Below are 10,627 nucleotides of genomic sequence, written 5' to 3'. Positions count from 1 at the left end.
TCCGCGCCGGCCGCATCGACGACATCGGCCTGCTGCCGAACCACAAGCGCCAGCTGCTGGCGGCAGGCGAGCGTTTCCATCTCGACTGGAATTACCTGAAGACCTTCACCGCCGATCAGGTCTATCTCGCCCAGTGGTACATCCTCAACGAGTTCCCGGCGCTGCGCGAACACTTCGAGATCAGCCAGCTGTGGCCCGGCTTGCGGCGCACCTGGGAGTACACCTTCATCGGCCCGGCCAACACCGTCACCGGCCTGCATTACGACTTCCCGAACAACTGGTTCTGCCAGGTCACCGGCGTCAAGGAATTCCTGCTGTTTCCGCCCGACCAGAGCGCGCAGATGTGCAAGTCGCGCAAGTACGACTGGGGCGCGACCCTGAGCGACATCGACATCTCGCGGCTCGACGAGCAGCCGGTCGAGCGCGAAAGCTTCGCCAAGGCTGAAGGCCTCTACGCGCGCGTGGAAGCCGGCGATGCGCTGTTCGTGCCGAGCCGCACCTGGCATGCCGTGGTGTCGCTGGAGCCGTCGATCAGCCTTGCGGTGTTCGGCCTGACGCCCTGGGAAATCCTTGCCGGCGGTCTGCCGTCGGAAACCCGGGCGCTGCTGCATCGCCTGCATCTGTATCGCTGGGGCAATTGCACTTGCCATCGCATGCAGCAGGCGCCCGCCTCGCAAGGAGCGCTGACATGAATACCAATGCCTGGCTCCTGATGGCCCTCGCGATTTCCGGCGAGATCGCCGGCACCAGTTTCCTCAAGCTCGCCAACGGCTGGGAGCGGCCCTGGGCTTGGGTCGGCGTCGGTACCGGCTTCGGACTCGCCATGCTTCTGCTGGGGCAGTTGCTGAAGAAGCTGGATGTCAGCGTGGTCTACGCGATCTGGAGCGGTGTCGCCATCGCGCTGATCGCGGTGGTCGGCGCCGTGGTATTCGGCGAGGCCATGAGCTGGCGGCGCGCCGCGGGCCTGGTGGCGACCATCATCGGCATCGTGCTGCTCCAGCTCGACGCCAAAACGGCGTAGACCCCATGCAAACGACGCCATCCCTCCTCACTGAGTCCCATGCCGGGTCCTATGGCGGCCCCAGTTTTCGCCGGGTCGAGCAAAGATCCTGGGCCGAGTTCAGCCGGCGCGGCGAGGATCTGAGCAAACGCGTCCGCCCGCTGCTCATCAAGGGCGCGATCAGTCACTGGCCGGCGACGCAGCGCTGGACCTTCGAGCAGCTCGCCGCCTTGCGCCGCCGCGACGGCTCCGAGGTGAAGACCCGTTTCCAGATCGGCATCGCCGAGCAGGGCGAGTCGCGTCAGGACGTGATCCAGCCGATCGCGCCCTACTTGCTGTCGCTCGCGCGTGCGCAGCGGGATGCCTTCGCGGCCGGAGACGATCAGCGCGGCCTGCTAAGTGCCGGCCAGCACGCCGGGCTGTCGCCGAGCAATGTCTTCCGGCTCGACTGGTCGTACATGAAAACGCTGCCTCGCGATCAGCCCTATATCTCGCTGTGGCACATCCTCAAGGAGTTTCCGCCGCTCAAGGACGATTTCAGGATCGCCGAAATCTGGCCGGGCCTGCGCTGGGACTGGGCCTACACCTTCCTCGGCCCTGGCAAATCGGTGACCGGCTTTCATTACGACTATCCGAACAACCTGTTCTGTCAGGTCAGCGGCGCGAAGGAATTCCTGCTCTTTCCGCCGGACCAGAACGCGTACATGGCGCCATCCTCCAAGTACGACTGGGGCGGCAAGATGAGCCACGTCGATATCACGCGCCTGGACGAGCAGCCCGAACGCGCGGCGATGTTTGCGCAAGCCAGCGGCCTGTACGCGCGCGTCGAGTCCGGCGACGCCTTGTTCGTGCCGCGACGTACCTGGCACGCGGTGGTGTCATCGATCCCGTCGGTGAGCCTCGCCGTGTTCGGGCTGACGCCCCGGGAGCTGGTCGTGGACGGCGTCCCTTCGGGCGTTCGCGCCGCCCTCCACGCCGTGGGTTTGTACGGCCGCGGCAACTGCACCTGTCATGGCAAGGCGGCTCCCGATACGCAGCCCGCTGTACCCGAAGCGCCCTAGAGAACGCCCATGGAAAGGCTGCTCCGATCGACACTTGCGGGACTGGTTTCGCGCGGCAGCCTCGAAGTACACACCGCCAGCGGCGCACGCTTCGCGGTCGGCGATGGCACGGGTACGCCGGTGGCGATTCGATTCACCGACGCGAACGCGCAGTGGGCGTTCCTGCTGGACCCCGAGCTGCGCTTCGGCGAATTGTTCATGGACAGCCGACTGTGCGTGGAACAGGGTTCCCTCTACGAACTCGTCTGCCTGCTGATGATCAACGCCGGACAGGCACCCGATAATCCCTGGCTGGATGTCGTCGATCGTCTGCGCTTCAGCCTGCGCCGTTGGAAGCAGCGCAACGACCGCCGTCGCTCGCAGCGCAACGTCGCCCATCATTACGATCTGGATGCCGCGTTGTACGCCCTGTTCCTCGATCAGGACCGGCAGTATTCGTGTGCCTACTTCGAGCATCCGGAACAGGACCTCGAAGCCGCACAACTCGCCAAGAAGCGGCACATCACCGCCAAGCTGCACCTCGAACCGGGGCAGCGCGTGCTGGATATCGGCTGCGGCTGGGGCGGACTGGCGCTGTATCTGGCCGATGTGGCGCAAGCCGGCCGGGTGCTGGGCATCACCCTGTCCGAAGAGCAGATCAAAATCGCGTTGAAGCGGGCCAGGCAACGAGGGCTCGACGAGCGTGTCGAGTTTCGCCTCGCGGATTACCGCGAACTGAGCGAGCGTTTCGACCGCATCGTCTCGGTGGGCATGTTCGAGCACGTGGGGCTGCCGCACTACGACGCCTACTTCAGTCATTGCCGTCGTCTGCTGAAAGACGACGGCGTGATGCTGTTGCACACCATTGGCGTCTCCGGACCTCCGGCACATGCCGACCCCTGGATCGACAAGTACATCTTCCCTGGCGGCTACGTGCCGGCACTGTCGGAAATCCTGCCGGCCATCGAGCGCGCCGGCCTTGTGGTCACCGACGTCGAAGTGCTGCGCCAGCACTACGCCAAAACGCTGCGCGCCTGGCGCGAACGGTTTATGGCGCGCCGCGACGAGGCGGTCGCGCTGCGCGACGAGCGCTTCTGTCGCATGTGGGAATTCTTCCTCGCCTTCTGCGAGGCGGCGTTCCGTCACGAAACACTGGTCGTGTTCCAGATCCAGTTGGCGGTGCGTAACGACAGCTTGCCGTTGACACGCGCCTACATCGCGCAGAGAGAAACGGTTCTACGGTTCGTAGAGCCGGGCCAGATTCCCTGACTGGATCTAGCGTCCGCTGACCATGCGGCGCAGCACGCCGTCCTTGAGCACGTAGTGGTGGTGTAGCGCGGCCAGCGCATGCGCGGCGATCAGCGCCAGCAGCAGCCAGCCGGTGTTCTCGTGCCAGGCATGGATGCTGTCGGCCAGCTCGCGGTTCTTGTCGAGCAGCGCCGGCATCGGCAAGCCCCAGAAGTTGGCGGTGCGGCCACGGGCTGAGACGTACAGCCAGCCGAGTAGCGGCTGCGCCATCAGCAAGCTATACACCGTGGCATGGCTCAGGTGGCCGATCATCCGTTTGACCGGATCGGTGATCAGCGACGGCATCGGATGCCACCAGCGCCATAGCAGGCGCAGGCCGTTCAGCAGCAGCACGCTGAGGCCCAGGCTCTGGTGGAAGCCGACGATCAGTTTCTTCTGCTCCGGATCTTCGAGATCGGCACCGATCAGCACGCTGACGAACACGGCGATGATCGCCAGCACCGTGAACCAGTGGATCGCACGGGTCACCGGGTGCAGAGCATCGCCGGATTCTTCCGCTGCCAGTTCGGTCAGAGAGTCGGAAGCTTTATCGAGGGTGCTCACTTCAGTGTCTGCAGGAAGGCGATCACATCGGCCCGCTCGCCAGCATCCTTGACGCCTGCGTAGCGCATCTTGGTGCCGGGAATCGCACCCTTCGGATTCGGCAGATAGGCCTCCAGCTGCTCCGGCGTCCAGACGAAATGCGAAGCCTTGTTGGCGTCGGAGTAGTCATAGCCGGGCACCGTGCCGGCGGTCCGGCCGACCAGCCCGAACAGCACCGGGCCTTTGCCGTTCTTGCCGCCGGCGGTGGAGGTATGGCAGTCCGAGCATTCGTCGTCGAACACCTGGGCGCCGCGCTTGGCGTCGCCTGCGGCAGACGCGCCGCCGGCCAGCATCAGCAGGATCAGCGCGGCGTATCGGATCGGGCTGTTCATCAATAGGCCAGCCAGGCGAACAGCAGGAAGGTGTCGTTGGCGTTGGCGTTGCGGCCATCGCCGTTGTAGTCGGCACCGCCACCGTTGAAGTGGAAGTAGTGCGTGTACTGCGCGGCGAAGCGGACGTTCAGGTAGGGATAGAGGAAGGAGTCCTTCTTGCCCAGCGGTGTCCAGTCAGCCTGCAGCACATAGCCGCTGGAGTTCGGGCTGCCGCTCGCCGAGCCGTCGATATCGCCGGCCGGATAGCGCACGGCGTCGGTCGTGCCATGGGTCGAGAACGCGCCGACCGTCGCGCCGTAGGTGCCGGCGTAGTAGTACGAGCTGCTGGCGTTGAACGAGTTCAGGAACTGCTTGCGGGCTCCGGCATCACCGGCACCGAAGCTCGAGTTCAGCGTCTGCCGTTCGTAGATGTCGGCGACATAGGCGCTCAGGTGATGGCGCTTGTTCGGCGTGTACTGCCAGCTGCCGTCGAAGCCGACATCGGTGTACTGGTCGCGGCCGTTGTTGCGGTCGTATCCGGGATAGAGCGCGTCATGCATGCCGAAGCTGCCGATGTGGAAGAACGATTTGCCGATGTTCTTCTGCAGCGCCACGCGCCAGTAGGGCGCCACGCTGGCGAGCTTGTCTTCGTTGTCGACGCCGATGTTGATGCGCATCTGATGGCCGAGGCCGTTGTAGCCGCCGGCCTCCAGATACAGCAGGTCATCGATCATCGTGTAGGCCGTCAGGCCGACGACCTGATGCTCGAGTCCGCCTTCGAGCTGCGTGGCCGCACCCGGTGCCGGCGCCAGGCCGCTGCTGGTGTACGGGTAACGCCAGACCGGCGTCGTGTTGTAGATGTCCTGAACCATCGGGTTGTTGTTCAGGCTCAGGCCGTAGACCACGTCCTTGCCGAGTACCGCCGTCGAGCGGGCATAGCGGATATCGGTGTGATCGAGCCCTGATGCCTGGGCCACGCCGTCATAAGTCACCTGAACGAAGGCGCCGAGGTTCGGTGCGATGCGGCCCGCGTAGAAGATGCTGGTCTCGTTCAGCGAGCTGTTGTGGTTCTCGCCGAAATGCTCGGCCGCGCCGCCAGGCTGGCCCTGGTTGGTATTGGTGAACTGCAGGATGGCCTGGCCGGAGATCGGAAAGAAACCGGCACCGCTCGAATAACCGAGCAGCTTGAAGTTGCGTCCTTCCTGGGTCAGCTGCGGGCCGAGGCTGCCTTCATGGCAGGAGGCGCAGGCCTGGCCGGTCTGCTTCGCATAGCTCGGCAGCGCCTGGGCCGGAGCCGACCACAGCAGCGGTGCGGCAAGCACGGCGAGTGCCGGCAGCAGGTGGCGAACGGGCGCCGCAAGGTACTGCGCGAGGCGTAACTTCATAGTAGGCTGCTCGGACGAAAGTAACTGATTTTCCAGCGGTTGTTGCTGTTCGCGCGGATTGTGCGGGGCGCTTCCTTACGAAATGCTTTCGATCGTTCCGGCCGTGGTTTCGGGGCGCCGGACGGTCCTGCGATCAGGGATGAACGATGCGGATACTGCTGGTCGAGGACGATCTGCTGATCGTCGATGGTCTGAGCCGGGCACTGCGCCAGCGCGGCCACGTGGTCGACGCCCTGAACCGCGGCGAAGGCGTGCTCGAGGCCTTGCGCGAGCCGGTGCACGATCTGCTGCTGCTCGATCTCGGGTTGCCGGATATCGATGGCCTGAAAGTGCTGACTGCGCTGCGCAAGCGCCACGCCTCACTGCCGGTGCTGGTGCTGACCGCGCGCGATGCCATCGAAAGCCGGGTGGCCGGGCTCAATGCCGGTGCCGACGACTATCTGACCAAGCCGTTCTCGATCGAGGAACTCGAAGCCCGGCTGCGGGCGTTGGCACGCCGCAGCGGCCGCGTGCTCAAGGGCCAGAGCCGGATCGGCGGCCTGCTGCTCGATCTGGACCAGCGCCACGCCGAACTCGATGGCCGGCCGCTGGCGCTGACGCCGCGCGAATACGGCGTGCTTGAAGTGCTGATGCAGGCCGAAGGCCGCGTGGTCAGCAAGCCGGCGCTGCGCGAAGCGCTGTGCAACTGGGACGATGATCTGAGCAGCAGCGCGCTCGATGTTCATGTGCACCGGCTGCGGCGCAAGGTCGAGCCGGGCACGGTCGAGATCCGCACCGTGCGCGGCTTCGGCTATCTGCTGCGCGAAACCTCGCCGGCAGCGGCTCCGGATAGCGGAGCCTTGCAATGAGCCTGCGTCGCGCGCTGCTGTTGCGGCTGCTGGTTCCGGTGGCGCTGTTGCTGATTCTGAACAGCGCGCTGGCCTATGGCCTGACCCTGCATTACGCCAATGCGATCTATGACAGCTGGCTGTACGACATTGCCCACACGGTGTCGCTGGAAGTCGGCGAGGACGGCCCCGAGGTCGCCCATACCGACGAGATCGAACAGCAGCTGAAGACCTGGAAGACCGGCGACAGCGATTACTACTCGATCACCGTCGACGGCCGGATCATTGCCGGCGATGTTGATCTGCCGCCCGAGCCGACGCGGGTCGAACACTTCGCCGACGACGCCTATCTCTACGATGCGCAGCGCAACGGTCTCGATCTGCGGCTGATGACCTTGAACGTGCCGGCCAGCAGCGAGCACCCGGCGCTGGTTGTTCGCGTGGCCCAGGATCGGCGCGTTCGCTATCAGCTGGCCGAGGAAATCTTCTACGCCGTCGCCGTCCCGGCGGTGCTGCTGTTGCTGGTCGCCGTGGTGCTGATCGGTGTGGCGATCCGTTCCAGCCTCAAAGGCATCGATCTGTTGACCGTACGGCTGGCCACGCACCCGGAGGGCAAGCCGCTGGCGATCGATCCATCCGCCTTGCCGAGGGAGTTGCGCGGCATGACCTCGGCGTTCTCGGGCCTGGTCGAACGCAACAACACGCTGCTGGCTGCGCAGCGCCAGTTCGTCGCCAATGCCGCGCATCAGCTGCGTAGCCCGATGGCCGCGACCCAGCTGCATCTGGATGGCGTCGAACATGCCGACAACCCGGCAGACAGACAGCGCAGCCTGGCCCAGTTGCGTCGTTCGGTGGAACGGTCGAACCGGCTGGCCAATCAACTGCTGTCGCTGGCGCGCCTGGAACCCGGCACCCGTTTGCCGATCCCGATGACGGCCGTCGATCTCGGTGACACCACGCGCGCTGCCGGCACCGATTACGTGCCGCTGGCGATCAATCGCGGCATCGATCTGACCCTCGATCTGCCGACAGAGCCGGTGCTGATTCGCGGCCACGCCTTGCTGCTGCAGGAAGCGCTGTCGAACCTGATCGACAACGCCGTTCGCTATCACCCGGGCAATGGCCAGATCGAGCTGGGCGTGGCGATGCACGATGGCCTTGCCGTGGTCACCGTGCAGGACGATGGCCCCGGCGTCGATCCGGCCTTCGCCACGCAGCTGTTCACCCGTTTCGCCCGCAGCGACGAAGGCCGTGGCGATGGTGCAGGCCTGGGTCTGGCGATCGTGCGCGAGATCGTCGAACTGCATCGCGGCAGCGTTCGCGCCGAGCCTGGCCATGAAGGGCGAGGGCTGTGCATCCGGCTGGCGTTTCCGCTGGTGTAGGGCGCTCAGTCCCTAGTCGCGGCGTTGATGCCATCGATCGCGACGCGGCAGGTCTGCACCAGTTCGTCGTCGTTGATCACGTAGGGCGGCATCAGGTAGACGATGTTGCCGAGCGGCCGCAGCAGCACGCCGTGTTCGAGGCCGTGGCGGTAGACGCGCAGGCCGCGTCGTTCCTCGGCCGGATAGGGCTCGCGCTTGCGTGGGTTCTTGGCCAGCTCCACCGCCAGGATCATGCCCTGCTGGCGGATATCGATGACGTTGCGATGATTGGCGACTTCGCTCATCAGGCCCCAGAGCCCGGCAGCGGTCGCGCGGTTGCGGGCGGTCCAGTCGTCGGACTCGAAGATGTCGAGCGTCGCCAAGGCGGCCGCGCAGGCCAGCGGGTTGCCGGTGTAGCTGTGCGAATGCAGGAAGGCGCGCTGGGCGCTGTGATCGTCGTAGAAGGCTTCGAAGACCGTGTCGGTGGTCATCGTCACCGCCAGCGGCAGGGTGCCGCTGGTCAGGCCTTTCGACAGGCACATGAAGTCCGGCGTGGTCTGGCTCCATTCATTCGCAAACATCCGTCCGGTGCGGCCGAAGCCGACCGCGATCTCGTCGGCGATGTAGTGCACGCCATGCCGTGTGCAGGCCTCGCGCAGCAGCTTCAGGTAGATCGGGTGATACATGCGCATGCCGCCGGCGCACTGCACCAGCGGCTCGACGATCACCGCTGCCGTTTCATGTGCGTGCTTGGCCAGCGTTTCTTCCATCAGCCGGAAGCGGCGCCGTGTGTAGTCCTCCCAGGCTTCGCCCGGCGTGCGATCGAAGCAGTCCGGCGACGGCACCACGATCGGCTGCATCAGCAGTGGCTGGTAGCTGTCGCGATACATGCCTTCGCCGCTGACCGCGAGCGCGCCCAGGGTTTCGCCGTGATAGCTGTTGCCCAGCGCGATGAACTTGGTCTTCGCCGGTTTGCCGGAGTTGCGCCAGTAATGCGCGCTCATCTTCAGCGCCACTTCGACGGCGCTGCTGCCGTTGTCGGCATAGAAGCAGCGCGTCAGACCCTTCGGCGCGATCTTGACCAGCCGCTCGCTGAGTTCGACGACGGGCTGATGGGTGAAGCCGCCGAGCAGCACGTGATCGAGCCGGTCGAGCTGGGCCTTGAGCCGCTCGACGATCACCGGATGGCGATGACCGAACAGGTTGGTCCACCAGGAGCTGACCGCATCGATATAGCGCTTGCCATCGAAATCGGTCAGCCAGACCCCTTCGGCGGACGCGATCGGCACCAGCGGCAGCGCGCCGCCGGCTTCGTGGTCCTTCATCTGCGTGCAGGGATGCCAGACATGCGCGAGGGAGCGCTGCATCCAGTCGGAATTGCTCATGAAATGCTTTTGAAAGTGAGGCGTCAGTAGAGGGTATCGAGCGCGAAACCTTAGCATCCGCTTGCTGTTTCGCGTGCTTGGCTTTGCCCGACGCCTGAACCTTTCGCCATCAACACAGGTCGATGGCGGGTACCGTGACGATCGTCCGGCGATTCAGATCAGAAACCTCACAGGGAAAGTGCCCATCATGGATAGCGCCGCCAGCCGCGTGCCGATTGTTTCAGGCCGCATGTTCTTCACGGCGCTTGCCGTTGCCGTCGCCTGTTCAGCTTGTGGCGGTGGTGGTGCAGGTTCGTCGACGTCGCCGGGCACGACGATCCCCGCCGACTTCGTCAAGCAGACCATCGATCTGTCCGCCTACCCGGACGCGGTCTGCAATGACGGCTCGCCGGCGATCTTCTACATCCAGCGGGGGCTCGGCACTGCGGCGGCTGCCAACGCCAACAAGACGGTGATCGGGCTGCAGGGCGGGGGCTATTGTCTGAGCGATGCGGACTGCAGCCTGCGGCCATCGGACCTGATTTCGTCGACGGGCTATTCCGACCAGACGGCAGCCGAAGGTCTTCTCTCCAGCGATCCCAGCAACGACACGTTCCGGAGCTGGAACCGCGTTCGCGTGCCGTACTGCAGTTCCGATTTCTTCAGCGGCGACATCGGCCCCACCGGCGGCACGACCAACTTCCGGTTTCGCGGCGCCAAGATCGTTGCCGCCGTGGTGCAGACCCTGAATCGCCAGTACGGCATCGGCAAGGCCGGCGATACGGTGATTCTTGCCGGTGGTTCAGCAGGCGCGGTGGGCGCGTTCATCAATGCCAACCGGGTGCGCGCGTCGCTGCCCGGTGCCTCCGTACTGACCTTGATCGACGCCGGTGTCTATCCGGACGTTGCGCCGCCGATGCCGGGAACGCCGCCACGGACATCGGTGCGCGATCTCGGCGCCATCGGCATCAGTTACTGGAACGGCCAGGTCGACGCCGACTGCGCGGCCGCCAATCCTGGCAGCCCCGGCCTCTGCTATCTGTTCGAGCATGCCCAGTCGAGTTTGCGGACCCCGTTCTTCATCGCCCAGAACGAGCGTGACGCGGTCGGCATCGTCAACGTCGGCCTGCTGGAAAGCAAAGCTCAGATCAACGACCCCACCGTCGCCAGCTGGATCAACGCCACCTATCTGCCGGCGATCGTCAACATCCTGCAGCCGCTCGGCATGAGTGGCGGGCAGGGCGTGTTCGCGGTCTGTCAGGACCCGGATATCCACACGTTGTCGTCCGACGCCACGCTGTGGACTACGCCGGTGGCCGAGGTCGGCGGTGTGGCGCTCAAGGATGCGGTGGCGTCCTGGGTTGCCGGTGGTGGTGCCGCGACGCGGGCAGAGAGCTCCGCGCCGTGCACTTTCCCCTGAACGACCGACGGCCTTGCTGCGTCGACGCC

11 protein-coding genes are annotated in these 10,627 nt (G+C 65.2%); 7 read left to right on the top strand and 4 right to left on the bottom strand.

The window, feature by feature from the left end:
- The 4 genes from Q0D45_RS06035 to Q0D45_RS06020 form a co-directional block, all read left to right on the top strand.
- A partial coding sequence (locus tag Q0D45_RS06035) for a cupin-like domain-containing protein (protein WP_293389876.1) occupies window positions 1-692 on the top strand: 692 nt, incomplete at its 5' end.
- Window positions 689-1,021, top strand: coding sequence for an SMR family transporter (locus Q0D45_RS06030; protein WP_293389873.1), 333 nt, complete (start codon window positions 689-691; stop codon window positions 1,019-1,021). The genes Q0D45_RS06035 and Q0D45_RS06030, both read left to right, overlap by 4 nt.
- 5 nt (window positions 1,022-1,026) lie before the next feature.
- On the top strand, window positions 1,027-2,061 hold the full coding sequence (locus Q0D45_RS06025; RefSeq protein ID WP_293389870.1) for a cupin-like domain-containing protein: 1,035 nt from the start codon (window positions 1,027-1,029) through the stop codon (window positions 2,059-2,061).
- 198 nt (window positions 2,062-2,259) lie between these two features.
- Complete coding sequence (locus tag Q0D45_RS06020) at window positions 2,260-3,309, top strand: cyclopropane-fatty-acyl-phospholipid synthase family protein (protein ID WP_293389895.1); 1,050 nt, start codon at window positions 2,260-2,262, stop codon at window positions 3,307-3,309.
- Between the two features lie 6 nt (window positions 3,310-3,315).
- Here Q0D45_RS06020 and Q0D45_RS06015 read toward each other — a convergent pair whose 3' ends face one another.
- Genes Q0D45_RS06015 through Q0D45_RS06005 form a run of 3 tightly spaced genes read right to left on the bottom strand, consistent with a single transcriptional unit; the run spans window position 3,316 to window position 5,626 of the window.
- Window positions 3,316-3,891 (bottom strand): cytochrome b/b6 domain-containing protein, encoded by a 576-nt coding sequence (locus Q0D45_RS06015; protein ID WP_293389867.1) that lies wholly within the window; start codon window positions 3,889-3,891, stop codon window positions 3,316-3,318.
- A complete protein-coding gene (locus Q0D45_RS06010) occupies window positions 3,888-4,262 on the bottom strand; it encodes a cytochrome c family protein (protein WP_293389864.1) in 375 nt (124 codons plus the stop codon). The genes Q0D45_RS06015 and Q0D45_RS06010 overlap by 4 nt, the downstream gene beginning before the upstream one ends.
- Window positions 4,262-5,626 (bottom strand): hypothetical protein, encoded by a 1,365-nt coding sequence (locus Q0D45_RS06005; RefSeq protein ID WP_293389861.1) that lies wholly within the window; start codon window positions 5,624-5,626, stop codon window positions 4,262-4,264. The genes Q0D45_RS06010 and Q0D45_RS06005 overlap by 1 nt, the downstream gene beginning before the upstream one ends.
- 146 nt (window positions 5,627-5,772) lie before the next feature.
- Here Q0D45_RS06005 and Q0D45_RS06000 point away from each other — a divergent pair, with 146 nt between their 5' ends.
- Together Q0D45_RS06000 and Q0D45_RS05995 are read left to right on the top strand one after the other, a co-directional pair.
- A complete protein-coding gene (locus Q0D45_RS06000; RefSeq protein ID WP_293389858.1) occupies window positions 5,773-6,474 on the top strand; it encodes a response regulator in 702 nt (233 codons plus the stop codon).
- Window positions 6,471-7,835, top strand: coding sequence for a sensor histidine kinase (locus tag Q0D45_RS05995; RefSeq protein ID WP_293389856.1), 1,365 nt, complete (start codon window positions 6,471-6,473; stop codon window positions 7,833-7,835). The genes Q0D45_RS06000 and Q0D45_RS05995 overlap by 4 nt, the downstream gene beginning before the upstream one ends.
- Before the next feature lie 5 nt (window positions 7,836-7,840).
- Here Q0D45_RS05995 and Q0D45_RS05990 read toward each other — a convergent pair whose 3' ends face one another.
- Complete coding sequence (locus tag Q0D45_RS05990; RefSeq protein WP_293389853.1) at window positions 7,841-9,199, bottom strand: adenosylmethionine--8-amino-7-oxononanoate transaminase; 1,359 nt, start codon at window positions 9,197-9,199, stop codon at window positions 7,841-7,843.
- Window positions 9,200-9,386: 187 nt separating this feature from the next.
- Here Q0D45_RS05990 and Q0D45_RS05985 point away from each other — a divergent pair, with 187 nt between their 5' ends.
- Window positions 9,387-10,598, top strand: a complete 1,212-nt coding sequence (locus tag Q0D45_RS05985; protein WP_293389851.1) for a pectin acetylesterase-family hydrolase — start codon at window positions 9,387-9,389, stop codon at window positions 10,596-10,598.
- Window positions 10,599-10,627 lie beyond the last annotated feature (29 nt).

The sequence above is a fragment of the Nevskia sp. genome (assembly GCF_023266035.1).
Taxonomy (GTDB): domain Bacteria; phylum Pseudomonadota; class Gammaproteobacteria; order Nevskiales; family Nevskiaceae; genus Nevskia.
The sequence above is the reverse complement of the archived record's forward strand: the minus strand, read 5'-3'. Positions and strand labels throughout refer to the sequence as shown.